Consider the following 24346-nt stretch of genomic DNA (forward strand, 5'->3'; position numbering starts at 1 on the left):
CGCGAGATGTCACCAGACGACGTGACCTGTGTCGCCGAGGCGACCGAGGAAGTGACGATCGAGCTCGACGGTCGGACCACCACGCTGAAGTACCGCGAGGGTGAGACCCTGCTCCAGAGTGCGCGCGCAGCGGCACTGCAGCCGCCGTACTCGTGCGAAATCGGTTCCTGCGGATCGTGTATGGCCCGGATCGTCGAGGGCAGCGCGCGCATGGTGAACAACGACGCACTAGAAGACGACGAGGTCGCGGAGGGCTGGGTGCTGACCTGCCAGTCGTTGCCGACGAGCAGAGCCGTGCGGGTGGTGTACGAGTAGTGACGGAGGGTCGTGCGATGAACCGAGTTGCGGTGGTGACCGGTGGTGCGTCGGGTATGGGGGAGGCGATCTGCCACGAGCTCGGCGCCCGTGGGCACAAGATCGCAGTTCTGGACGTCAACGGCGAGGCGGCGCAACGGGTCTCGGAGCAGCTGCGAGAGAAGGGCGTGGAGGCGCTGAGTGCGGCGGTCGACGTCAGCGATCGCGCGGCGGTCGAGGCGGCCTTCGCGAGGGTGCGCGCGGAACTGGGCCCGGTGCACATCCTGGTCACCAGCGCAGGTGTGGTCGACTTCTGCGCCTTCACCGACATCACACCCGAGAAGTGGACACGACTGGTCGACGTCAACCTGACAGGAACATTTCACTGCGCGCAGGTGGCGGTGCCGGACATGGTCGAGGCCGGCTGGGGCCGCATCGTGATGATCTCGTCCTCGAGCGCACAGCGCGGTTCGCCGCGAATGGCGCACTACGCCGCGTCCAAGGGCGCGCTGCTGTCGTTGACCAAATCGCTTGCCCGCGAATACGGACCAGCGGGTATCACGGTGAACAACATTCCGCCGTCGGCCATCGAGACGCCGATGCAGCACGCGGGTCAGGCCGCGGGGCATCTTCCGTCCAACGAACAGATGGCGCAGAGCGTCCCGCTGGGGCACCTCGGCACCGCCGAAGACGTCGCTGTCGCGGTGGGGTTCCTCTGCACGGAGCAGGCCGGCTTCATCACGGGTCAGATCCTGGGTGTCAACGGCGGATCGGTGATGTGACCGTGCCATCACGTCCGAATCTTGGAGTACCAGAGGGAGGTTCACATGGGTAAGTGGCCCAAACCGGCCGAGGGCAGCTGGACCGAGCACTACCCGGGACTCGGCACCGGAGGAGTGTCGTTCCGCGATTCGACCTCGCCCGAGTTCTACGAACTCGAGCGCGAAGCGGTCTTCAAACGGGCCTGGCTGAACGTCGGCCGAGTGGAGGAACTGCCACGTGTCGGCAGCTACTTCACCAAGGAGATCGAGGCCGCACGGACATCGGTGATCGTGGTGAAGGGCAAGGACGACACGATCCGCGCCTTCTACAACATCTGCCGCCACCGCGGAAACAAGCTGGTGTGGAACGACTTTCCCAATGAGGAGGTCAAGGGCACCTGTCGCCAGTTCACCTGCAAGTACCACGGATGGCGCTACGGGCTCGACGGCGCGCTGACCTTCGTGCAGCAGCCCGGCGAGTTCTTCGACCTCGACACCGAGCAGTTCGGACTCGGTCCGGTGCACTGCGACGTCTGGAACGGGTTCATCTTCGTCAACTTCGATCCACAGCCGCGGTGGAGCCTGCGGGAGTTCCTCGGACCGATGATCACGGCGCTGGACGACTACCCGTTCGGCCAGATGACCGAGCGGTACGACTTCATCGCGCACAACAACAGCAACTGGAAGATCTTCGCCGACGCCTTCCAGGAGTACTACCACGTGCCATCGCTGCATTCCCAACAGGTTCCGTCGGCCGTGCGCCAGCCCAATGCCACGTTCGAGTGCGGACATTTCCAGATCGACGGGCCGCACCGGCTGGTCTCGACCGCGGGTACCCGGCGGTGGCTGCTCGATCCGGAGTTCATGTATCCCGTCGAACGGGCCACCCGCAGCGGACTGGTCGGCCCCTGGCGGACGCCGGAGACGCATTTCTCCGCCGGCCTGAACCCCGGTGGCATCGAACCGTGGGGCATCACCAACTTCCAGATCTTCCCCAACCTGGAGATCCTCATCTACCACGGCTGGTACCTGCTGTACCGCTACTGGCCGACGTCGCACAACACCCACAGGTTCGAGGCGTACAACGCATTTCATCCCGCGCGCACAGTGCGTGAACGCATCGAACACGAAGTCGCGTCGGTGGTATTGAAGGAGTTCGCGCTGCAGGACGCCGGCATGCTCGGTGGTACCCAGGCCGCCCTCGAGTACGGCCTGGACGAGCCGATCGTCGACGACTTCCCGCTCAACGACCAGGAGATCCTGGTTCGTCATCTGCACAAGGTGGTCGTCGACTGGGTCGAGGAATACCAGAACGAGCGCCGTCCGGTGGGGGTGTGACCATGGCCGACGCCCGACTGCCGAGTGCGTTCGCCGAATTCGAGACCTACGCCGAGAAGTGGTGTCTGGCAACAGAAGCCGAACGGTGGAACACGCGATTGGCCACCCCGATGCCCGAGATCCGCGAGTTCTACGATGCTTTCACGCCACGGTTTGAGGAGGCGATCGACTATTGCGACAAGTTTCCTCTCGATGACCTGCCCGAGGACGTCCTGAACCTGCTGCATCTCATCTATTCGATGATCATGGTTTCGATGGCCGTCGAGGTCTTCGGCACTCAGAAACCGACCGACTCTGCGGACGCGGAACTGCACCGCGTCAGCGCGCCGGTGCCGTGACAGACAGGACGACTCGAAAATGACTGTGCTGACCATCAACAAGCTCACGTCCTCGGTCGGTGCCGAGGTAATCGGACTGGATTCCGACCGCCTGGTGGCCGACGACGCGATGGGCGCTGCGGTGCTCGAAGCGCTCGAAGACAACGGCGTGCTGGTGTTTCCGCAATTGCATCTCGATCCGCAGGCTCAGGTGGAGTTCTGCCGCCGACTCGGCGAGGTCGACCACTCCTCGGATGGGCATCATCCCGTCGCGGGCATCTATCCGGTCACGCTCGACAAGTCCAAGAACGCGTCGGCGGCGTATCTGCGCGCGACGTTCGACTGGCATATCGACGGGTGCACGCCGACCAACGACGAGTACCCGCAGAAGGCCACGCTGCTGTCGGCCCGGCAGGTGGCCGAGCGTGGAGGGGAGACCGAGTTCGCGAGCAGCTACGGCGCCTACGACACGCTCACCGAGGACGAGAAGGAGCGCCTGTCGTCACTGCGCGTCGTGCACTCGCTGGAGGCGTCGCAGCGTCGCATCACGCCCGATCCGTCACCCGAGCTGCTGGCGCGGTGGCGAGCCAGGCCCACGCACGAGCATCCACTCGTCTGGACGCACCGCAACGGCCGCCGCTCGCTGGTGCTCGGGGCCTCCGCCGATTACGTGGTCGGGATGGATCTCGAGGATGGCAGGGCGCTGCTCGCCGAGCTGCTCGACCGCGCCACGACGGCCGAGAAGGTCTATCGCCACAGTTGGTCGGTCGGGGACACCGTCATCTGGGACAACCGCGGGGTCCTGCATCGGGCCGCTCCGTATGACCCGGATTCACCTCGGGAAATGCTACGAACCACCGTCCTGGGCGACGAGCCCATCCAGTAGCGCTGAGCGGGTGCACAGCCCTCTCGTTGACGCCAACGTGCCACTATGGAAATCTAATACCCGCATATGAGAATCACGTTCTCGTACTCACCAGAGATTACGGAGTGACGCATGACGGAGGACCTCACCTCGGTCGATTTCTTCCGGGACAGTCGCCTGACGGATGACCCGTTCCCGTTCTACGAGGCGCTTCGCAACAAGTGCCCGGTCACCCGCGAGGATCACTACGGCGTGACGATGGTGACCGGCTGGCAGGAGGCCGTCGACGTCTACAACGACGCAGAGACCTTCTCGTCCTGCATCTCGGTGACGGGCCCGTTCCCCGGGTTTCCCGTCCCCCTCGAGGGTGACGACGTCACCGAGCTGATCGAAGCGCACCGCGACGAGATTCCGTTCAGCGATCAGCTGCCGACACTCGACCCGCCGACGCATACGAATCACCGTGCGTTGCTGATGCGGCTGATCACGCCCAAGCGCCTCAAGGAGAACGAGGACGCGATGTGGCAGCTCGCCGACGACATCCTCGACGACTTCCTGGCCCCCGGTGAGGGCGAGTTCATCAAGGGCTTCGCCGGTCCGTTCACACTGCGCGTCATCGCCGACCTGCTCGGCGTGCCGGACGAGGACCGCCCCGAGCTGCTGGAGCGGCTCGCACGCGGTACGCACGGCAGCGGGCTGGGCAACGCCGAGAAGACCCTGGCCAAGACGCCGCTGGAGTACCTGTACGAGGTGTTCGCGACCTACGTCGAGGACCGGCGGGCAGAGCCGCGCGACGACGTGCTCACCGGGCTCGCAACGGCCACCTTCCCGGACGGCACGATGCCGGAGGTCGGTGACGTCGTCCGGGTGGCCACCAACGTGTTCTCCGCGGGGCAGGAAACGACGGTGCGGCTGCTGTCCACCGCGCTGAAGGTGATCGGCGACAACCCCGATATTCAGCGCAGGCTGCGCGACGACCGCAGCCTGCTGCCGAACTTCATCGAGGAGTGCCTGCGCATCGAGAGTCCGGTCAAGGGCGACTTCCGGTTGTCGCGGGTGCCGACGACTGTCGGCGATCAGGAGATCGGCGCGGGGTGCACGCTGATGGTGATCAACGGTGCAGCCAACCGCGACCCTCGCCGGTTCGAGGATCCCGACACGTTCGACCCCGAACGCAAGAACGCGCGCCAGCATCTGGCGTTCGGCAGGGGAATCCACAGCTGCCCCGGCGCTCCGTTGGCTCGCGCGGAGACCAGGGTCGGTCTCGAGCGTCTCCTCGATCGCACGACCGACATCCGCATCAGCGAGGCGCACCACGGACCCGCGAGTAACCGCAACTACCAATACATTCCGACATATATCCTGCGCGGGCTGACGGAACTGCATCTGGAATTCGATCTCGCCGAGGACCAGCCATGAGGGTCACCGTCGACGAGGACCGCTGCGCCGGCCACGGCATGTGCCTGACGCTGTGCCCGGAGGTCTTCCAAATGACCGACGACGGTTGGGCGGTCGCGGACCCGTCCGAGGTGCCCGCGGGTCTCGAGAGCGCGGCCAAGGACGCCATCGCCAACTGCCCGGAACAAGCCATCTCTGAAATCGACGGATAATCAAGGAGAATCGAATGCCCAAGGCGTACATCCTCATCACGGAGGACGTCAAAGATCCGGCCGGGATGGCGGAATACGGCAAGCTGGCGAGCCAGACGATGGGCAGCGCCGCGCTGCTGTCGTTCGACACGAACGCCGAGGTGATCGAGGGCCAGTGGCACGGTACGCAGACCGTTCTCCTGGAGTTCGAGTCGGAAGAGGCGGCCAAGGAGTGGTACTACTCCGACGCCTATCAGGAGGCGCTCAAGTTGCGTCAGGCCGCCGCCGACTGCAACGGCGTCATCCTGCACGGCCTGGGCTGATCTTCCGCGCACGAATCCCCGCGAGCAGACGTGAAAACCCCCATTTTGGCGGAAATTTGGGGGTTTTTGCGTCTGCTCGCCGAGGAAGCTAGTGCCGAGGAAGGTTAGTTCGGCACCAGCGGGCCGGTCGGCACCGTCATGGTGGCGTGGACCAGTAACTCCGCCAGCTCCTCGGGCCTGCTGAGGAACGGCGAGTGTGACGTGTCGATCGTCAACTGCTCGACGCCGAGTCGGCGCGTAACGGAGTCGGCCAGCCATTGCGGCATCGACTGATCCTGAAGGCAGCGGATGAAGCTGCGGGGGAGGTCTGCCGCCCAGAAGTTCGGCACCGACACCGGGGTGACGGTGGTGTCGCCGAAGCGTTCGGGGCCTAGGCGTTCGAACGCCCAGCGGGCGGTGGCCTCGTCGCAGTCGTGGTAGAAGTACTTCCACGCGCCCTCGAAGTCGGCGAACCACATCGCGCCGTCATCGTCGAACTTCAAGTAGCCCAACATCTCTCCGACATCGGCTTCGAACTCGCCGTCCTCGGCGTCGCGCATCGCCATGGCCTCGGGGTAGGTACGGCCTTCACGTGGTAGGGCCGCGGCCAGGTAGATGATGTGGCTGACCAGTTCAGGTACGGCGTCGGCAGCCAAGGTGGCGTCGAATCCGCCGCCGGAGTGTCCGACGAGGACGTCACCGGCCTGTAGCGCTGAGACGATGGCGTCGCGACGGTTCGCCAGCGTCGACTCGTGGTCGACCAACGCGCCGTGGCCGGGCAGGTCGACGGCTACGCCGACGTGTCCGAGCGCTTCCAGTTCCGCGATCGTCCGTTCCCAGCACCAGGCGGCGTGAAATCCGCCGTGCACGAACACGAATCGCATCGGGCGCTAGTCCAGCACCCGGACCGGAACATGCGACCAGCCGGCGACGTTCTGCGCGGCCACCCGCTCGCACTCGTCGAAGAACACCTCGTAGCGCGGCATGAAGTCGAGCAGCCGTTCGAGCGCTATCGCGCTCTCCATGCGGGCCAGCGCCGCACCCAGGCAGCTGTGCACCCCGTACCCGAACCCGAGGTTCTGCGCCTCGGTGCGGTCGCGGTCGATGTCGAAGGTGTCGGCATCCGTGAACGCATCGGGGTCCCGGTTGGCCGACCCGGTGAGCAGGAACACGGGTTTGCCCTCGGGGATCGTGACACCGTGCAGCTCGATCTCTTTCATCGAGCGGCGGACGTTGTACTGATTGGGCGCCTCGTACCGAAGCAGCTCCTCGACCGCGGCAGGGATCTTGCTGCGGTCGTCGAGCAGCTTCTGCCACTGGTCGGGGAAGCGTGCGAAGGTGACCGCCGCGTTGCCGATCAACTTGGTGACGGTCTCTGCGCCTGCGCCGCCCAACAGCGTTGCGAATCCGGCGATTTCGAAGTCGTCGAGCGACTGCTTCTCGCCATCTTCGCGCTCGATCTCGGCGGCGATCAACCTGCTGAACATGTCGTCGCGTGGTTCGGCTCGGCGCTGCTGAATGACGTTGTAGTACAGCCCCATCAGTTCGCCGACCGCCTGCATGCCTTCCTCGGACATGTCGATCTGCCCGGGCTCGCGACGCAGCGTGGTGTCGACCCATTCGCCGACCTGCTGGCGGTACTCCTCAGGGACGCCGAGCATCTGCGTGATGACCTGAACCGGAAAGAGCGCGGAGAAGTCCTGTACGACGTCGAAGCGCTGCGGGTTGACGCGCGAGAAGTACCGATCGATGGTCTCGGTGACCATGGGGCGCAAGGCCTCGATGGCCCGCGGCGTGAAAACCTTGTTGACCAGGCTGCGCATCTGTCGATGCTCCGGCGGGTCCATGACGATGATCATCTTCGCCATCATCGGCTCATCGGAGCGCACGGTCGAAAGGTCCAAACCGTAAGCAGACGAATAGGTTTCGTAATCCTTGTAGGCCGCGGCGACGTCCTCATGCCGGGACAGGGCGTAAAAGTCGTATTCTTCGTTGTAGTAGACCGGCGCCTCCTCGCGAAGGCGCCGATAGATCTCCCACGGTCCGTTGAAGAACTCTTCGGAGAACGGATCGAAGACGACCTTGGCAGCGGTCATTCGTCTTTGATGAAGATCGCCTGCCGAGGGCACTGCCGCACGGCTTCCTTCACCTGCTGCTCGTTCTCGGGAGTCACCTCGTCCTGCAGGACGTGCAGATAATCCTCGTCATCCAGATCGAAGACCTCGGGGATGATGCCCATGCACACCCCGTTGCTCTCACACAGACCGAAATCAACCTCGATTTTCTGTGCCATGCGCATCCCCCTTACTTGAGCACCCGTACCGGCACGTTGTGGTAACCGGCGACGTTCTGCATGGTGACGCGGTGCAGTCCGCTGAAGTCGACCTCGTAGCGCGGCATGAAGTCGATCAGATGCTCGAGCGCAATGGTGCTTTCCAGCCGGGCCAACGCCGCGCCGAGGCAGCTGTGGATGCCGTAGCCGAGGCCCATGTGCGGCGACTGGGTCCGGTCTCGGGTGATGTCGAATTCATCGGCGCGGTCGTACGCGCGCGGATCACGGTTGGCCGCGGCCTTCATGATGAAGACCGGCTTGCCCGCCGGGATCGTGCCGCTGGGCAGTACGGCTTCCTTCAACGTGAAACGCACGTTGTACTGCACCGGTCCGACATAGCGCAGCAACTCTTCCACCGCGTCTGGAACCTTGCTCCGGTCATCGAGCAGCAGCTGCCACTGGTCGGGATGTTTGGCGAACTCGACCACCGCGCTGCCGATCAACTTGGTGACTGTCTCGGCGCCAGCTCCGCCGAGCAGCGCGCAGAAACCGGTGATCTCGATGTCGTCGAGCTTGCGCATTTCGCCGTTTTCACCGGGGATCTCCGCTGCGATCAGCCGGCTGATCATGTCGTCCTGCGGGTTCTGGCGTCGCTCCTGGACCAGGCTGTAGTAGTACATGCCCGAGTCGATGTTGGCCTGCATGTTCTTTTCGGACAACTCGATCTGACCGGGCTGCCGCTCGAGGCTGGTGTCGATCCAGTGCCGCACCTGCTGGCGGAATTCCTCGGGCACACCGGCCATCCGGGTGATCACCTCGACCGGGAACGGCCCCGAGAAATCCTGCACGACGTCGAAGCCGTCGGGGTTGCACTGCGACAGGTAGTGCTCGACGACCTCGATGACGGTTTCGCGCTGCGACTGGATGGCGCGCGGGGTGAAGGCCTTGTTCAGCAGGCTGCGCATATGCCGGTGCTCAGGCGGATCCATGAAGATGATCGACTTCTGCGGCGGCTCACCGGAGCGAACCATGGCGAGGTCGCAACCGCGGGAGGACGAGAACGCGTCGGTGTCCTTGAGCGCGGCAGCGACGTCCTCATGCCGGGTGATCGCGTAGAAGTCCTCTTGCTCGTCGTAGTAGATCGGAGCTTCTTCCTGCATCCGCTTGTAGATGTCGTACGGATTCTCGAAATACTCCTGCGATACCGGGCTGAACACCAATTTGGGCTTGGTCATTGTCTCCTCTTTCGCCGCGGGCTGGCGTCGGCTTCCTTTACGCGAGGCTGCATTTGTGTAACGCATAGTATGCCTCACGGCAAGGCCTTAGGTAAACGGATCGGCGCCGTTTCATGACTGAATTCCTGCGTCGATGACGTCGTCGAGCAGGCCGAGCGCCTCGCCCAGTTCCGCGGCGATCTTGCGCACGACCTCGACGTCCTTACCGATGAACTCACTTGTCCGCTCGACGAACGTGTCGACCGAACCACCTGCGGCGACGAAGCCCGCGACCGTGCTCGCCCCGCTGCCGTGGGTGATGGCCTCGAGCAGCTCGGCCTCGCCCACGCCGAAACGGTCGCCCAGGGCGACCGCCTCCCGCAGCAGTCCGATCTGGGCGGCGAACAGCGCGTTGTTGGTCAGCTTCACGGCCTGCCCCGCGCCGAGCGGCCCGACGTGCAGGATCGGGTCGCCGTAGGCGGCGAGCACCGGCCGGACACGTGCGACGGCGTCATCGGGACCGCCGACGAACAATGTGAGCGCACCGGCGGCAATGTTGTGCGGTCCACCGCTGACCGGCGCATCGAGGACGTCGATGTTGGGGGAATGGGCTGCGACCGTCTGGACGGTGCGCGGACTTCCGGTCGTGTGAACGACGAGTGTGGAGCCGGGGGACATCGCGGCGAGCACGCCGGGGGAGCACACCTGCGCCACCTGCTCGTCGGTGAAGACGCAGACGATGAGGACGTCCGCGTCCCTGGCGATGTCGTGAAGTCCCGCGACCGGCTGTGCGCCGAGCTCAGCGACGGCTCGGCGCTTTTCGTCCGTCCTGCCCAGTGCGCGGACCTCGTGGCCGGCCTCGACGAGACGGGAGACCATCGGCCCGCCCATCCGGCCTGCGCCGACGAATCCGACTCGGGTCATCGCGGGTGGTCCATGGATTTCAGCGCGGTGTCGGCCGCGGTGAACACGGCACCCTCCGGTGCCGAAGCGCTGGCGGCGATGGTCGCCGCGTGGCGAACGTCCTTCTGCAGCAGCGCACCTGCGATTGGTGCGAGACCCTCGACGGTGCCGCCGAATACGGCGATGCTGCCCAGTGCCTTGCTGGTGGCCGAACCGCCGTTGAGCACCTCTGCGAGCCGCACCCTCGGGATGCCAAGGGCTTCACCGAGATCCAGTGTGCTCAGGGCGCTGCCCAGGTTGGCGGTGAAGAGCAGATTGTTCAGGATCTTCGTGACCTGCCCGCTGCCGAGCGGACCCAGGTGGACGATCGGATCGGCATAGGTCGCGAACACCGGGCGGCACCGCTCCGCGATCTCCTCGTCGCCGCCGATCATGACCAGCAGCTTGCCCTCCTCGACAGCGGGTCCACCGCCGCTCACCGGAGCGTCGATCACCGAAACACCCTGCGCGGCAGCCTTCTCGGCGATCTCCCTACAAGTGTCGGGATGCACCGTGCTGTGAATGGCGACGATCCCGCCGGGCGCCAGGCCGGCGAGCACACCGGTTTCGCCGTAGAGCACCTCGCGCACGTCATCGTCGCCGACCACACACAGGCAGACCAGGTCGCTGGCAGCACCCAGTTCGGCGGGCGAACCCGCGGTCTTCGCCGCGGTGTCGGCATACGGTTCGAGGCTGGCCGCCCGGCGCGCCCACAGCGTCGTCTCGAATCCGCCTTCCACGATCTTGCGTGCCATCGGACCGCCCTGGCTGCCCAATCCGATGAATCCGACGCGCATCAACCCGCCTCCATTGCTTCTGATGTATTGGTCTTCGCGGCAACGCATTCCCCGACGAACGACAACACCGAGTTGTGGTACGCGGCCGCGTTGAGAGACAAGGACATGTTGTGGCCGGTCCCCGGCTGCTCGTTGGTCACGAACCGTGGTGACGCGCTGAACAGGGCGGCGATCTGCGCCATGGCCTCCGCGTCCGATCGCCACACCCGTTCGTGCTCGGCGACACTGAACTGCACCGGCACCCGAACCTGCGGTGCGAGGGCCGGAAAGTCCTGCCGGGGCCAGTTTCTCGTCATGTTCATCTCGTAGAGGGCGCCGGTCGACGAGTTCGTCATACCGGACAATACGTCGGGGGGATAGAGCTCCGCGGGTTGCCAGAGCACCTCACGCAGCCCGGTCGGGCGGCCCGTGGCCGTCGCGGCCTTCATGATGTCCGCCATCTCCGGGTGGTACTGCAGTCCGGTGCCCGCCAACTCCAGTCCGATGACGTCGGACTCATCGGCGTGCTCATCCGCGGCCAGCCGCACCACCAATTCGCAACCGGCCGAGTGGCCGACGAGGAACAGGCCGGCGCCGCGGGGATTCGTACCGAGGATCTTGTCGATCGCGCCGTAGGCGAGCGCCACACGCTGCTCCGGTCGCTCCATGGCGTCCGGGTAGGGCGCCGAACTCCCGTACCCGGGTCGGTCCAACGCCACCATCGTGTAACCGTTGCCGGCGCCCAACCGCAGCAGCGACAGCGACGGATGCCCCGGGCAGTCGAAATACGCTGCGGTGCTTGAGCCTCCGTGGAATGCGACGACGACGGCCTTCGGCTCCTCGACCGCCGCGATGAGGCCGGACATTGGAACGCCGTCGACGAAGACGACGCGTGGCCGCACGGTCGGGTCGCTCACCCGTCGGTCCGCATCAGGATCACACCGCTCGGGGTGAGGCCGCCGCTGCTGACGACCGCGACATGGGCATCTTTGACCTGCCGCTCACCGGCGTCGCCGCGCAGCTGGGTGACCGCTTCGTGAATGAGACCCATGCCGTGCGTGCGCCCGTGGGAGAGCTGGCCGCCGTGGGTGTTGAGCGGGATGACGCCGTCGCGTGCGATGGCCTTGCCGCCGTCCAGGAAGTCCTTCGCCTCGCCGATGCCGCAGAAGCCGAGACCTTCCAGCCACGAAAGGCAGTTGAACGTGAAGCCGTCGTAGAGCTCGGCGACGTCGACGTCCTTGGGCCGCAGCGATGTTCGGGTCCACAGGTGCGCTGACTGGCCGAGGACCTGCGGTTCGTGCGTCAGCGTGGTCTGGTCCCAGTCGGTGCGTTCGATGATCTGGGTGCCGACGGCCTCGAAATACACCGGCTTGCGCGGCATGTCCTTGGCGGCGTCGACCGCCGACACGATGACCGCGACGGCGCCGTCACACGGGACGTCGCAGTCGTAGAGCCCGAACGGGGTCGTGATCGGCCGCGCGTTCAGGTAGTCGTCCATGGTCATCGGATCGCGGTAGATCGCTGTCGGGTTCAGCGCGGCGTTGGCGCGCTGGTTCAAGGCGATCCAGCCCAGCGTCTCCCGGGTCGTCCCGTACCGCTGAAAGTGCCGCTGTGCGTTGAGCGCCAGCACGTGGGCCGCCGAGGTGGCGCCGAACGGCATCTGCCAGCTGGAGGTGCGCGGCCCGCCGGGCGGGCTGGTCCTGCCCTCCTTCATCAGCTGCTGGAACGTCGCCTCCCACAGCGTGCGGAAGCACAGCACGTGGCGCGCCATGCCCGTCGCGATCGCCATCATGGCGGCGATGACGGATCCGCCGGGACCGAATGTGTCCATGCCGCCGTTGATCCACGTGGGGCGGATGCCGAGCGCGCCTTCGAGCGCGGTCACGCCGCCTTCACCCATGCCCGCGACGTCGAGTCCCGGGTAGGTCGACAGCCCGTCGATGTCGTCGATAGTCAGGCCGGCGTCGGCGATCGCGGCCTCACACGCGTCGATGGTCAGCGACAGCGGGGCCACCATCAGCCGGCGGCCGAGCCGTGAGGCGCCGATGCCGGTGATCGCCGACTGCTCTTCGAACTTCGTCGCGGTCAGCGGTGCGCTCACGTGACGGGCGAAATCGGTTGGCGTGATTTCGTCCTCGGGAAGCGGCCCGATCTCCTTGACTGCTGTCGGACGGAACAGCGGAAGCCAGACGTCCTCGATCTTCTCGAACGTCACCTCGACCGTCTGCCCGAGCTCGAGCTCGTCGGGTTCGCACTCGACGATGTTGGTGGTCAGGCGAACTCGTGGGTCCTCGACGACGGCGACCTGCGCCACGACATAGGGCGGCGGGAGGTCGGGAAAGCCGAAGCGGTGGTTGACGGTGAATGCCGACAGCGTCGCCTTGCCGGAGACGTCCCGCACGCCCATGTTCCGGCTGCGGCAGTACCGGCACACCGGCTGCGGCGGGTGGATCAGCGCCTCGCAGTCACGGCACTCCTGGATGCGCAGGACGCCGTCGCCTCCGGCGGTCCAGAAGAATTCGTTCTGGGCGGTGAGTTCGGGAAGTGGTCTGGTCACCGGACGAACTCCGAGATCGCTTCGTTGTCATCGGTTTTCGGCGCAGGTTCGGGCGCCTCTTTGGCGTCCTGATGCGCGGCCCCGTCGTTGGACGGCCGGTGCTCACCCATATAGATGATGGCGTGCACGGGGCAGTCCAGCAGTGCCCGCATCACCGCGTCGCGGTCTTTCTCAGGCACCGTTCCGTCCCCGATGAGCGAGGCATAGCCCCAGTCGTCGAGCGAGAAGTAGTCCGGTGCGTGCTTGGCGCAGATGCCGAAGCCGTCGCATAGCGTCCGATCCAGGCGAATCCTCAAGCCGTCACTCATGATCGGGCCACCGCCTCCACTTCGTAGGGTCGCACCGGGCGGAACGCACCGCTTCGGCAGGACGGGCAGTCCTTGGCGAGGTGGCTGCTGATGAGCTGCGGGAACTGGCGCAGCAGGCTCGCGGCGACGTTGGTGGCGCCGTCGAGGGTGCCGCACGCTCCGCGGCCGCGCAGCACCACCGACCACCGCTCCAGGCGCGTGATGTCCTCCTGGGTCGCCGCGCCGTCGCGCAGCGCGGAGGTCACGGCGGCCATGGCGGCCGTGCCGTTGAAGCATGAGCCGCACTGCCCGGCGTTCTCGCGGTCGAAGTAGGACAGCACCGCCGCGGCCACGGCGACGGGGCAGTCGTCGGTGAGGATCGAGATCGCCCCACATCCGAGACCGCTGCCGAGTCGGCGGATCGTCTCGTGGTCGAGTGTCGCATCGAGGATGTCGGTGTTGACCAGCCCGGCGAAGTATCCGCCCATCAGCACCCCGCGTACCGAATCCGCGGGCACGCCGTGCACCTTCAGCAGATCGGAAAATGTTGCGCCGTGGGGAATCTCGTACAGGGCGGCAGGCTTGCCCCCACCCGTGATGGTCGCCAGGAACGTCCCCGGTGACATCGGTGTGCCGACGGCGCGGAAACTCTGCGAGCCGTGCTCGTGGATGTGGGGCAGGTTGGCCAGCGTCTCGACGTTGCTGACCGTCGTGGGCAGCCCCGCAACGCCCTCCTCGAACGGCCGGGGTGGTTTGTCCGTCGGTTTGGCGGGGCCGCCGTTGATGCGTCGCACCGCGGCGGTTTCCTCGCCCGCGACGTAGCCGGGTTCGACGGTCACCAGGACGACGTCGGTCGCGCCGAATACCTGCGAGTCCAGTTGGGACAGCGCCCGGTTCACCGCTGCGGCGGACTGCTCGTCGGAGACGTAGACGTACGCGCGGTCGGCGTTTATGATCGCGGCCGCCAGCCGCAGGCCGTCCAGCACCAGATGCGGCCGGTTGCGCAGCAGCCACCGGTCCTTCGCCGAGGCGGGTTCACCCTCCTCGCCATTGGCGACGATGACCGTCTGGGCGCCGCGGCGTCCGGTGTCGCGCACGGTGCGCAGTTTGGTCCCGAGAGGGAAGGCCGCACCGCCGCGTCCGAGCAGTCCGGACAGGTCGACCTGTTCGAGTAGCGCGTCTGGGTCGTCCAACGGCCGGTAGCCACCGGCCTGGACATAGTCGGCCAGTTCCTCGGCACCGGCTTGCGTGGGTCGCAGCAGTCGCGGCGCACAGTCGGGCCATGCGGCCACGTTGAGAGCGGTTGCGGCAGTGGTCATGGCGCCTCCACCGGGTCTGCGGCCGGGCTGGGACCGCTGGATAGGCTGACGGGCATGAGGACCGCTGTGGTGCGCGTCGGGGTCGACCCGGCGGGCGAGCTCGCGCCCGCGCAGTTGACCGACGGCATGGTGCGCCTGCGTGAATCGGCTGTTGCGGTGGGCATCGAGGTGGTCGAGAACAATCTCGTTGGCCTGCCTGCGCACCGTCGTGAGGTCGAGTTGTTGATCGCGGGGGACGACGCCGCGGAACTCGAGCGGACCGCGATCGCCCTGTGCGCCAAGGCGTTCGGCACGACGCCGGTCCCCGGTGTGCTGACCTTCATCAGCCGGGGAACCGACGACGACGCCCACGGCGTGCTGGCGGGATTCGGGATCACTGGCGAAATCGAACGTGTCGCCGATGAAGACGGGTGGGACGTCGTCCACGTGAAGCTGCGCAAGTCCGACCTCGAACGCGTCCCGGAGAGCCGCGTACACACCGCGCTGGAGGCGTCGCTGAACTGCGAAGTGCATATCCACACGGTGTGAACCGACGCCGTGTAGCGCATCAGGCGTCCAGGAACTTCAGGATCGCGGGCGCGGCCTGCACCCACGTGTCGAACAGGCAGAACTTCTTCCCCCCACTCGCGGCGAACTTCTCGCCCGCGCGCTCCCACGCGTCCTCCGGCCACGGCGGATCGATCAGCGTGGAGCCCTTGACGAGGCAGCTCACCTCGAGCGAGGTGCGTTTCGGGTGATCCCAGTCGTTCTCGCCGCCGCGGATGATCAACGTGGGAACTTGGATGTTGTCGAACATCTCGTCCTCAACGCCGGGGATGGTCTGGCCCGGCTTGGGCACGAACGCGTTGAGCCAGCGCAACATCACCTTGAGGAACTCGTCGACGTCGAGTGCGCGGAAGCGCGCCTCGTTGTCCGGGTTCTCGGCGATGCGTTCCTTCCACTCGGGGACGTGTAGCAGACCCTCGATTCCCAGGCCGCGCGCCGCGAGGATGCTCGGCACCACGTAGTGCCCGCCGAGCACGAATGATCCGTAGACCCCGCCGACGATGTTCCACACCACCAGTTTTCGCACGATCTCCGGGTAGAGCATCGTAGTCAGCAGCGAATCACGTGCCCCGCCCGAACCACCGGCGATGACGCACGGCCCGATATCGAGGCCGGTGATCAGCGCATGCAGAGTCTCTGCGCGCATGTGGGATTCGCTCTTGCCGTAGAACTGCACGTCCGACTTGCCGCAGTTCGGCCGGTCCCACAGCAGCACCCGGTACCCGCCCTTGACCAACGCCTGCGCCAGCGGCCGCAGCCCCGGGATGTCCTTGCTGAACCGGCCACCCGGCGTCAGCGCGATGAATTCGCCCTCTTTGCCGAGGATTTCGTAGACGACGCGGCCGCCGTTGTACTCGAACGTCTTCTCGCCGCGCTTGAGCTTGAGACCCGAGGACTGCGTAGAGGTCATGCCTGCACCATCACTTCGTTGCCGACCACCCGCACCGGGTAGGTCCGGATACTCCACTCGGGCTTGACCGCGGTCGTGCCCGTCGCCAGCTCGAAACCCCATTGGTGCCATGGGCAGTAGATGTACTCGAGGTCGCGCACCATCACCGCGTCACCGGGAACGTCGTCGTCGACGATGGTGCGGCCGCGCGGGCGCCCCGAACACAGGGGACCGCCCTCGTGCGGGCAGTAGTTCGCGATGGCATAGAAGGTGCCGTTGACGTTGTAGACGCCGACGCCGTGGCGTCCGATGGGCACCAGTTTGTGTGTGCCGGGCGGGATCTCGTCGACCGTGGCGACTACGTGCTCACGCCCCTGAGCGAGCCGGGGCGGTTTCTTCTCTTCGGTTATCTTGCCGCTCTTTTCGCTCGTGCTCTTGTCGCTCAATTCAGAACACCCGCACCTGACCCTCGAGCGCCGGCACCGTCTCCGGCAGGTGATAGGTCGCTATCCCGTTGCGGAACATCACGGCCTCGCGTGCGTGTTCGGGCAGATGCTTGACCAGCCAGCGCGGATCGTCGAACGTCCAGTGCGGGTAATCGCTGCTGAAGAGCAGGATCTTCTCGCACTCCATCCACTCGAATGCGCGGGTCAACTCCGTCTTGTCCTCGGGGTAGTCCAGCGGCTGGGTGGTGAACTTGATGTGGTCCTTGACGTATTCCGACGGCTTGCGCTTGATGTCCACCCAGGACTTGCGGGCCTCGTAGATGGCGTCCATGCGCCACATCAGCGGCAGGATCCACGTGAATGCGTGCTCCACCAACACGATTCGCAGCGTCGGGTAACGGTCGAAGACTCCGTCGAAAATCAGGCTCATCACCTGGTTCGCGGCGAGCAGCGAGTAGGTGACCATGAAATCGTGGTTGTAGCTGGGGAAGCCGACCGGCGGGATCGGCAGCTCCTCGTGGTGGCTGCGCGACAGGTGGCAGCTGACCGTGATGTCGTGCTTGGTGGCCGCCTCCCACACCGGGTTGTACTTGGGATCGCCCCATGCCGGGCGGTTTTCGGCCTTGATGAGGATCTGCGCCATGTAGGGATGGCCGGCCCAGCGTTCGATCTCGCGGGCGGCGTCCTCCGGGGCCTCGACCGCCGCGCAGATCGAGCCGCGCCAGCGGCCGTGCCAGTTGTTGTGGCTGTCCAGCCAGTGGTTGGCCTGCCAGTCGTTGAGCGCCATGCTCATCGCGTGGTTGACCTCGGGGAAGCGCGCCGGGTAGGCGGCGGGTTCGAGGATCGCGATGTCGGCGCCGGCCTCCATGATCAGCTGCCGGAAGGCGAGGTCAGGGTCACTGCCCGCGAAGTTGCCGTCCGACGGGAACGTGTCCACGCGCATCGCATAGGCGTGTGCGTAGTCCGGTGCGTCGTAATAGATCTGGTCACCGATTCGGCGCGTCAGGAAGTACTTGCTGCGCCACGGCTCGGGGATGTACGGCGTCAGCTCGCCCGCCCTCGGCGTCGGGTGGACGTCGGAGTCGACGCAGCGGACGGCGACGTGCTCCGTTGCGGGCTTTCGCTCTGTCGCTGTGACCGTCATAGTGGTGGCCTCCTCTTGAGAAGTCTTCTCTACTGTGCGCCGACGCCTGCCCCGACGTCTATGCCGTACAGCTGGGCGGCGTTTCGCCAGCACAGCTTGTCGCGCTGTTCGTCGGAATACGAGGCGGGCACCTTCAGCTCGTTGTACTGCCAGTGCGGATAGCTCGACCCGTACATCACCATGTCGTCCTTGCCGGTGAAGCCGAACCACTCGCCTGCGAAGTCGGTGTCACCGGGGCCGTCCATCGCGCCCTGCACGAAGTAGGTGTGCCCGGGCAGATAGTCGCTCGGCATCCTCGGCGCCCACGGCGTCTGCTCCAGGTGCGGACGGCCGAAGCAGTCCATCCGCCAGATGAACGGCGTCAACATGTCCGCGGCCCCGTCCGCCCATACGAACTTCAAGTCGGGCATCCTCTCGAATACCCCTTCGACGATGAGATTCATCAGGTGGTACAGGAAGTTGAGCGCCATGAAGCTCACGTAGTTCTCGTACGTGCGGGGCACCCCCGACGGTGTCGGCGCGAACGAGACGCCCGCACCGACCTCGATGTGCACGCCGACCGGCAGATTGGCTTCCACCGCGGCCTCCCACAGCGGCCAGAACTGCGGCTTTCCGTACAACTCCCGCGACTGCAGCGGGACGGCGACCTGGACGACGCGCGGATGGTCCCTGTACTTCGCGATCTCCCGGAGGGCACCGGTGATGTCGTCGGGATTGACCCGGATGGTGCCCCGGAAGTGTTCCGCGTACGGGTTGTCCTCGAGCCAGCGTGTCACCATCAATTCGTTGTGCGCCGCCGCGATCGCCGTGCCGAGATGACGGTCGGGCATGATTCCGCGGGTCATCGGGTGCAGGACGGCGAAGTCGGCGACGCCCTCGTCGAAGATGTGCTTGCCGACGATCTCGGGGTCAGAGCCTGGATACTGCCGGTCCGGCCCCTCGGCCTTCGACAGGTATTCGCCGCCAGGCGCGCCGTACCAGTCCATCTCGTAGTCGGGGAAGCCGCGGCTCTTGAACGGCTCGCGCATGAAGCTGCGCAAATCCTTGTTCGACTGGCTGAAGATGTGCACGCTGGCGTCGATGACCGGGGTCGTCGTTCCGTCGGGATGTGTGATCACGCAGGGCCTCCGAAGTCCATCCGGGCGGCCGGAATGCGCGTGGGGCTGCAACATGTACCGGCACCGGACATAAAGCCATAGTAAAGCCTTGTTCTTCAAAGGCAAGAATTGTGTTCTCCAGCGGATCGCTTACTTCTTCGCAGGTCAGAGTGTGCGCTGGTCAGTCGCTTGGCGCTCAGCTGGCGAAATGGGGTAGCCGGAACCAGAGAACGGTTACAGCATCTAACGAGAATGTTATTCTCGTGCCTACCGACGGGGTAGTGACGAGGTCCACCAGGAGGCCACACGTGTTACTGGAGTTCGACGCCGATCAGCGGCTGTGGCAAGAGACCGTGCGGGACGCGGTGACCAAGGCCTGCCCGGCGTCGCTGGTGCGCGGCGTCGCCGAGAACGGCGTGGACCCGACCCCGCTGTGGAAGACCTATGTCGACGCGGGCTGGACCGAGCTGGCCGACCCGGAGCACGCGGTCGAACTGGCGATCGTGGCCGAAGAGCTGGGCCGAGCCACCGATCCCACCCCGTTCCTCGCGACCCTGACGCAGTTCGCACCGCTTGCCGGCGACCGGTTCGACCCGCAGGTCTCCGGCACGGCCGTGCACAGCGGGGTGAACGCCTACCGGGACGCCGACGGTTGGGTGCTGAACGGCACGGCGCAACACGTCCTCGACGGCGACCGCGCCGAGAGGCTCGCGGTCGTCACCGCCGCCGGGGTGTTCGTCGTCGACGCGGGCGTCGCCATCACCCGGCGCAGCAATGTCTTCGACCCCGTATTGCACATCGGCGAGGTCACCTTCGCAGGGGTCCACGTCCCCGACACCGACCGCGTCCACGTCGACACCGAACGGGCCCGCCATGTGGCGCTCACCGGCATGGCCATCACCACCGTCGGTGCGTGCCAACGCATCCTCGATCTGGTGCTCGAGCACGTGAAGCAGCGTCAGCAGTTCGGCGTGGTGATCGGAACGTTCCAGGCCGTCCAGCACAAGGCCGTCGACATGCACGTGGCGATCGAACGGGCGCGCGCGCTGTCCTACTTCGCCGCGCTGACGATCGCCGAGGACGATCCGCGTCGGCGGCTGGCCGCGGCGATGGCCAAGGCGTCGGCGGGGGAGGCGCAGGCGCTGGTCTTCCGGCACGGTATACAGCTGTTCGGCGCCATGGGATTCACGTGGGAGAACGACCTGCAGTTCGCGCTGAAACGGGCGAAGGCCGGTGAACTGCTGCTGGGTGGTGCCGCTGAGCATCGCGCCGTGATCGCTGCGGAATACAGGGGTTTCTAAATGCAACTGACATTCGATTCCGATGTCGAGGAGTTCCGCGCAGAGTTCGCCGCGTTCCTCGATGAGCATCTGCCGCCGGAGACGGCGACTCAGGAGCGGCCGCGTTCGGTGTCGCACATGCCACAGTGGGCGCGCGACTGGCAGCGCCTGCTGTTCGATAACGGCTGGCTGTTGCCCGCGCAGCCACCGGAATTCGGTGGTCGTAATGCGAACGTACTGCAGCAGTTCGTGCACCTCGACGAGTTGTGCCGACGGCGGATCTATCACAGTTTCAACCCGCAGGGTGTGAACATCGTTGCGGCGTCGCTACTTTCGTTCGGTTCCGAGGAGCAGAAGCATCGGTGGGCGGTGCCCGTGCTGCGCGCCGAGCTCACCGCGTCGTTGGGGATGAGCGAGCCGAGTGCGGGCTCCGATCTGGCGTCGCTGCGTACCAGGGCTGAGTTTGATGGCGACCATTTCGTGGTCAACGGCCAGAAGGTGTGGACCTCGGGCGCACATGACGCCGACTTCCTGTTGACGTTTGTGCGCACGGACCCCGATGCGCCCAAACACAAGGGCATCAGCGTACTGATCATCCCCACCGACACTCCCGGTGTGGTGTGCCGACCCTTCGCCGACATGACCGGTGAGGAGAACAAGGACTTCAACGAGGTGTTCTTCACAGACGCCCGGGTGCCCGCCGAGAATCTCGTCGGACCGCTGAACGGCGGCTGGGGCGTGGCCAACGGATCCCTCGGTCACGAGCGCACCATGATGTGGCTGGGCTTCGCCGACCGCATCGACAACATGATCGCCGACTTTCAGCCGCGCACGGAGTTGGAGCGCGACCAGTATGCGACGACGATCATGGATTACCAGGCGTTGCGGGCCATGGGCTCGGCGGCACTGGCGCGCGCGGCGCGCGGCGAGATGGACACCGCATCGGTATCGGTGCTCAAGCTGTTCGGCTCCGAGGCGGAGCGGCAGGCCTTCGAGAACGCCCTGACCGCTGCCGGTGCCGACGGGCTGACGCACCCGTCGACGACCGGCCCGTACGAGCACATGAACCTCGACCACTACTTCGTTAGTTGGTTCGAACGCTATGCGCGCAGCTTCGGCGGCACCATCGCGGGCGGGACATCGGAGATCCAGCGCAATATCATCGCGCAACAGGTGCTCGGTCTGCCGCGGCGCTGACGGTGACCGACACGCTGATCCTCGACCGGTCGCACGCCGGAGTTGTTGTGCTGCAACTGAACCGGCCCCGACAGCTAAACGCCATCAACGAGGTGATGCGCGACGAGCTGATCGAGACGCTCGCCGCCATCGGCACGGATGCGTCCGTGCACGCCGTTGTGATCACCGGAGCCGGCCGCGGCTTCTGCTCGGGTATCGACGTGCGCAATTTCGCCCCGCGGGCGCTCGAGACGTCCGACCCCGCGATCGACCGGCTGCGGTTCCAGGAGGCGATGGCCGCACTGCCACAGGCGATGTGGAATCTGCCGCAGCCCGTCATCGCCGCGGTGAACGGACCCTGCGTCGGTGCGGGCTTCGCCCTCTGTCTGTCCTCCGACATCCGGATCTGCTCGACGGCGGCGACGTTCGGCAACGGGGCGATCCTGCTGGGACTCTCCGGTGCCGAGATGGGCATGAGCTATCACCTGCCCCGCATCGTCGGCACGAGTGTGGCCGCCGACTGGATGATGACGGGGCGGACGGTATCGGCGACCGAGGCCGACCGCCGCGGCCTGGTCAGCGAGCTCACCGAGCCGGAGCAGCTGATACCTCGCGCACTCGAACTCGCGCGGGCGATCGCCGATCTGCCGCCGTTCGGCACCCAGTTGACGAAACGGGCGCTGCAGGTGAACACCGATGCGGCGGGGCTGGGCGCCGCGCTGGAACTGGAGAACCGCAACCAGGTGCTCAGCCACGCGACGGACGAAGCCGAGGCACGACGGCGGCCTCGCTAGTCCGACGTGAGTAGCCGAACGATGAAAGGGCTGTGATCCACAATGGCGTGGGACTTCTCGACCGACCCCGAATGGGCAGAACAACTGAAATGGGTCGAGCAGTTCGTCCGCGAGGAATGCGAGCCCATCGACTACGTGGTCAAGGAGTCCCATGATCTGCGGGATCCGGTGCGGCAGGCGCTGATTCCACCGCTGCAGCAGATCGTCAAGGAACGCGGCCTGTGGGCCACTCACCTCGGTCCGCACCTCGGTGGTCCCGGGTTCGGTCAGGTCAAGCTCGCCCTGCTCAACGAGATCCTGGGGCGGTCGGAGTGCGCCCCGATCGTCTTCGGCTCGCAGGCACCCGACTCCGGCAACAGCGAGATCCTGGCGCATTACGGCACCGACGAGCTCAAGGAGCGGTACCTCGAACCGTTGTTGGACAACAGGATCGTGTCGTGCTTCTCGATGACCGAACCGCAGGGCGGCGCCGATCCGAAGGTGTTCACCACCACGGCCGTGCAGGACGGCGATCACTGGGTCATCAACGGCGAGAAGTGGTTCTCCTCCTTCGCGTCGATGGCGTCGTTCATCATCGTGATGGCGATAACGGACCCGGATGCGCCGCCGTATGAACGCTATTCGATGTTCGTGGTGCCGGGCGATACGCCGGGGATCAACGTCATGCGCGATGTCGGGCTGGGCTACCAGCCGATCGGCGGCGGGCGCGAGGGATATGTACGGTACGAGAACGTCCGGGTACCCGCCGACCACATGCTCGGCCCCCGCGGCGGGGCCTTCGTCGTCGCGCAGACGCGGTTGGGCGGCGGCCGGATCCATCACGCCATGCGCACCGTGGGCCTCGTGCGGCGCATCTTCGACATGCTGTGCGAGCGGGCCGTGTCGCGGTACACCCAGGGCGACATGCTGTCCAACAAGCAACTGGTCCAGGAGATGATCGCCGACTCGTGGATGGAGATCGAGGCATTCCGGCTCCTGACGATGCAGACGGCGTGGAAGATCGATCAACACAACGACTATAAAGCGGTACGGGCGGATATCTCGGCGGTCAAGGCGATGATGCAGAAGGTGCTCCACGACGTTTCCGCGCGCGCTCTACAGGTGCACGGCTCGCTCGGCACCACCCACGAGATGCCGTTCGTGCAGTACCTCGTCGAGTCCTTCGTGCTCGGCCTCGCCGACGGCCCCACGGAGGTCCACAAGGTCACCCTGGCGCGGTTGCTGCTCAAGGACCGCAAGCCGGCACCCGACATGTTCCCGTCCGAGCACCTGCTGAGGTTGCGCCAAGCGGCCGAGGCGAAGTTCGCCGACAAGCTCGCGGGAATTCCGCGGAGCTAGGAGGTTCGCAATGACGTGTCAGGGGAAGGTAGCCCTGGTGACCGGCACCAGTCGGGGGCTGGGCAAGGCGATTGCGAAGCGGCTGGCCGCCGAGGGGGCGACCGTCGCCCTCACCGCCCGCACCGCCGAGCCCGATCGCAAGTACCAGGGCTCACTGGCACAGACGCTTGAGGAGATCGAGCAGGCCGGCGGATCGGCGATCACTGTGCCCGCCGACCTCTCGAAACCCGAAGAGCGCGAACGACTCTTCACCGAGGTGGTCTTGAAGGTCGGGGCGCCGGACATTCTCGTCAACAACGCCGCCGTCACGTTCCTCCGGCCGCTGGACGACTTCCCAGACCGGCGGGTGCGGCTCATGATGGAGATGCACGTGCTGGCGCCGTTGCACCTCACTCAGCTGGCGATCCCCGCGATGCGCGAGCGGGGCCGAGGGTGGGTGCTGAACGTGACATCGGTCGCCGGCGACCTACCCGAGGGTCCGCCCTTCTCCGAATTCGACCGTCAGGCCGGCTTCGGCATCTACGGGACGGTCAAGGCCGCGCTCAATCGGTTGACGAAAAGCCTTGCGGCAGAGCTCTACAACGACGGGATCGCTGTCAACGCCGCTGCGCCGACCAACCCCGTCGCCACCGAGGGCGCGGGCGCGCTCGATCTGGCCAAGACGGACACCGAGGACATCGCGCTGATCACCGAGACGGCATTCGCGTTGTGCACGGGGGATCCGAAGACGCTGACGGGTCGCATCGCGCATACGCAGGCGTTCCTTCGCGAGATCGGCCGGCTGTGAACCACTCGGCGCTCAG

Annotated in this window: 27 protein-coding genes and 1 pseudogene; 14 read left to right on the forward strand and 14 right to left on the reverse strand. The window is 65.9% G+C overall.

Translation table 11 applies throughout. From position 1 onward, the window contains the following. Window positions 1-33: 33 nt before the first annotated feature. The 8 genes and pseudogenes from G6N43_RS11695 to G6N43_RS11730 all read left to right on the forward strand — a co-directional run. Window positions 34-315, forward strand: a pseudogene (locus tag G6N43_RS11695) (2Fe-2S iron-sulfur cluster-binding protein); the annotation flags it as partial. Between the two features lie 17 nt (window positions 316-332). After that, window positions 333-1076 carry an SDR family NAD(P)-dependent oxidoreductase gene (locus G6N43_RS11700; RefSeq protein WP_083153456.1) on the forward strand — a complete coding sequence of 248 codons (744 nt, stop codon included), beginning with the start codon at window positions 333-335 and terminating at the stop codon, window positions 1074-1076. Window positions 1077-1121: 45 nt separating this feature from the next. Continuing rightward, window positions 1122-2393 (forward strand): aromatic ring-hydroxylating oxygenase subunit alpha, encoded by a 1272-nt coding sequence (locus G6N43_RS11705; RefSeq protein ID WP_083153179.1) that lies wholly within the window; start codon window positions 1122-1124, stop codon window positions 2391-2393. A 2-nt stretch (window positions 2394-2395) separates the two neighbouring features. Further along, entirely contained in the window at window positions 2396-2731 is a 336-nt protein-coding gene (locus G6N43_RS11710; RefSeq protein ID WP_083153458.1) for a hypothetical protein, read from the forward strand. Window positions 2732-2750: 19 nt separating this feature from the next. Beyond that, a complete protein-coding gene (locus tag G6N43_RS11715; RefSeq protein WP_083153182.1) occupies window positions 2751-3596 on the forward strand; it encodes a TauD/TfdA dioxygenase family protein in 846 nt (281 codons plus the stop codon). A 111-nt stretch (window positions 3597-3707) separates the two neighbouring features. After that, window positions 3708-4994, forward strand: a complete 1287-nt coding sequence (locus G6N43_RS11720) for a cytochrome P450 (protein WP_083153184.1) — start codon at window positions 3708-3710, stop codon at window positions 4992-4994. Beyond that, window positions 4991-5185 carry a ferredoxin gene (locus G6N43_RS11725; protein WP_083153187.1) on the forward strand — a complete coding sequence of 65 codons (195 nt, stop codon included), beginning with the start codon at window positions 4991-4993 and terminating at the stop codon, window positions 5183-5185. The genes G6N43_RS11720 and G6N43_RS11725 overlap by 4 nt, the downstream gene beginning before the upstream one ends. Before the next feature lie 14 nt (window positions 5186-5199). Further along, window positions 5200-5487 carry a DUF1330 domain-containing protein gene (locus tag G6N43_RS11730; protein WP_083153190.1) on the forward strand — a complete coding sequence of 96 codons (288 nt, stop codon included), beginning with the start codon at window positions 5200-5202 and terminating at the stop codon, window positions 5485-5487. A gap of 104 nt (window positions 5488-5591) precedes the next feature. On the opposite strand, the gene G6N43_RS11735 is transcribed toward G6N43_RS11730, so the two are convergent. The 10 genes from G6N43_RS11735 to G6N43_RS11780 all read right to left on the reverse strand — a co-directional run bounded on the left by G6N43_RS11735 (window position 5592) and on the right by G6N43_RS11780 (window position 14833). Further along, window positions 5592-6350 (reverse strand): alpha/beta fold hydrolase, encoded by a 759-nt coding sequence (locus tag G6N43_RS11735; protein ID WP_083153193.1) that lies wholly within the window; start codon window positions 6348-6350, stop codon window positions 5592-5594. Window positions 6351-6356: 6 nt separating this feature from the next. Continuing rightward, the gene (locus tag G6N43_RS11740; protein WP_083153196.1) at window positions 6357-7562 is read right to left on the reverse strand and encodes a cytochrome P450; all 1206 of its coding nucleotides are present in this window, start codon (window positions 7560-7562) and stop codon (window positions 6357-6359) included. Then, window positions 7559-7759 carry a ferredoxin gene (locus tag G6N43_RS11745; protein WP_083153460.1) on the reverse strand — a complete coding sequence of 67 codons (201 nt, stop codon included), beginning with the start codon at window positions 7757-7759 and terminating at the stop codon, window positions 7559-7561. Before G6N43_RS11745 ends, G6N43_RS11740 begins: the two co-directional genes overlap by 4 nt. Before the next feature lie 11 nt (window positions 7760-7770). Continuing rightward, a complete protein-coding gene (locus G6N43_RS11750) occupies window positions 7771-8973 on the reverse strand; it encodes a cytochrome P450 (protein ID WP_083153198.1) in 1203 nt (400 codons plus the stop codon). A gap of 111 nt (window positions 8974-9084) precedes the next feature. Next, the gene (locus tag G6N43_RS11755) at window positions 9085-9876 is read right to left on the reverse strand and encodes an NAD(P)-dependent oxidoreductase (RefSeq protein ID WP_083153201.1); all 792 of its coding nucleotides are present in this window, start codon (window positions 9874-9876) and stop codon (window positions 9085-9087) included. Continuing rightward, entirely contained in the window at window positions 9873-10691 is an 819-nt protein-coding gene (locus tag G6N43_RS11760; RefSeq protein WP_083153203.1) for an NAD(P)-dependent oxidoreductase, read from the reverse strand. Before G6N43_RS11760 ends, G6N43_RS11755 begins: the two co-directional genes overlap by 4 nt. Beyond that, complete coding sequence (locus G6N43_RS11765) at window positions 10691-11536, reverse strand: alpha/beta hydrolase (RefSeq protein ID WP_179968036.1); 846 nt, start codon at window positions 11534-11536, stop codon at window positions 10691-10693. Before G6N43_RS11765 ends, G6N43_RS11760 begins: the two co-directional genes overlap by 1 nt. Window positions 11537-11583: 47 nt before the next feature. After that, a complete protein-coding gene (locus tag G6N43_RS11770; RefSeq protein WP_083153207.1) occupies window positions 11584-13227 on the reverse strand; it encodes a thiolase C-terminal domain-containing protein in 1644 nt (547 codons plus the stop codon). After that, complete coding sequence (locus G6N43_RS11775; protein WP_083153209.1) at window positions 13224-13535, reverse strand: ferredoxin; 312 nt, start codon at window positions 13533-13535, stop codon at window positions 13224-13226. Before G6N43_RS11775 ends, G6N43_RS11770 begins: the two co-directional genes overlap by 4 nt. Further along, complete coding sequence (locus tag G6N43_RS11780) at window positions 13532-14833, reverse strand: NADH-ubiquinone oxidoreductase-F iron-sulfur binding region domain-containing protein (protein WP_083153211.1); 1302 nt, start codon at window positions 14831-14833, stop codon at window positions 13532-13534. The genes G6N43_RS11775 and G6N43_RS11780 overlap by 4 nt, the downstream gene beginning before the upstream one ends. Window positions 14834-14887: 54 nt before the next feature. Between G6N43_RS11780 and G6N43_RS11785 the strand changes: the two genes are divergently transcribed. Continuing rightward, the gene (locus G6N43_RS11785; RefSeq protein WP_083153213.1) at window positions 14888-15361 is read left to right on the forward strand and encodes a hypothetical protein; all 474 of its coding nucleotides are present in this window, start codon (window positions 14888-14890) and stop codon (window positions 15359-15361) included. A 19-nt stretch (window positions 15362-15380) separates the two neighbouring features. Here the strand turns inward: G6N43_RS11785 and G6N43_RS11790 are convergent, their stop codons facing one another. From G6N43_RS11790 to G6N43_RS11805, 4 genes are read right to left on the reverse strand one after another with little or no spacing between them, the layout of a single operon-like run. Then, entirely contained in the window at window positions 15381-16289 is a 909-nt protein-coding gene (locus tag G6N43_RS11790; protein ID WP_083153215.1) for an alpha/beta fold hydrolase, read from the reverse strand. After that, on the reverse strand, window positions 16286-16714 hold the full coding sequence (locus G6N43_RS11795; protein WP_275989932.1) for a Rieske (2Fe-2S) protein: 429 nt from the start codon (window positions 16712-16714) through the stop codon (window positions 16286-16288). Before G6N43_RS11795 ends, G6N43_RS11790 begins: the two co-directional genes overlap by 4 nt. A 1-nt stretch (window position 16715) precedes the next feature. Continuing rightward, window positions 16716-17858, reverse strand: coding sequence for an amidohydrolase family protein (locus tag G6N43_RS11800; protein ID WP_083153217.1), 1143 nt, complete (start codon window positions 17856-17858; stop codon window positions 16716-16718). 29 nt (window positions 17859-17887) lie between these two features. After that, the gene (locus G6N43_RS11805; RefSeq protein WP_234810137.1) at window positions 17888-18976 is read right to left on the reverse strand and encodes an amidohydrolase family protein; all 1089 of its coding nucleotides are present in this window, start codon (window positions 18974-18976) and stop codon (window positions 17888-17890) included. Between the two features lie 287 nt (window positions 18977-19263). Here G6N43_RS11805 and G6N43_RS11810 point away from each other — a divergent pair, with 287 nt between their 5' ends. Genes G6N43_RS11810 through G6N43_RS11830 form a run of 5 tightly spaced genes read left to right on the forward strand, consistent with a single transcriptional unit; the run spans window position 19264 to window position 24330 of the window. Then, window positions 19264-20256 (forward strand): acyl-CoA dehydrogenase family protein, encoded by a 993-nt coding sequence (locus tag G6N43_RS11810; protein ID WP_083153221.1) that lies wholly within the window; start codon window positions 19264-19266, stop codon window positions 20254-20256. Next, entirely contained in the window at window positions 20257-21432 is a 1176-nt protein-coding gene (locus G6N43_RS11815; protein WP_083153223.1) for an acyl-CoA dehydrogenase family protein, read from the forward strand. It abuts the gene before it with no gap. Continuing rightward, window positions 21429-22205, forward strand: a complete 777-nt coding sequence (locus G6N43_RS11820; RefSeq protein WP_110810443.1) for an enoyl-CoA hydratase/isomerase family protein — start codon at window positions 21429-21431, stop codon at window positions 22203-22205. Before G6N43_RS11815 ends, G6N43_RS11820 begins: the two co-directional genes overlap by 4 nt. Window positions 22206-22247: 42 nt before the next feature. After that, window positions 22248-23543 (forward strand): acyl-CoA dehydrogenase family protein, encoded by a 1296-nt coding sequence (locus tag G6N43_RS11825; protein ID WP_083153227.1) that lies wholly within the window; start codon window positions 22248-22250, stop codon window positions 23541-23543. 10 nt (window positions 23544-23553) lie between these two features. Next, window positions 23554-24330 (forward strand): SDR family NAD(P)-dependent oxidoreductase, encoded by a 777-nt coding sequence (locus tag G6N43_RS11830; RefSeq protein WP_083153229.1) that lies wholly within the window; start codon window positions 23554-23556, stop codon window positions 24328-24330. Window positions 24331-24346 lie beyond the last annotated feature (16 nt).

Origin of the sequence: Mycolicibacterium moriokaense, from assembly GCF_010726085.1 — a bacterium.
Lineage (GTDB): Bacteria > Actinomycetota > Actinomycetes > Mycobacteriales > Mycobacteriaceae > Mycobacterium > Mycobacterium moriokaense.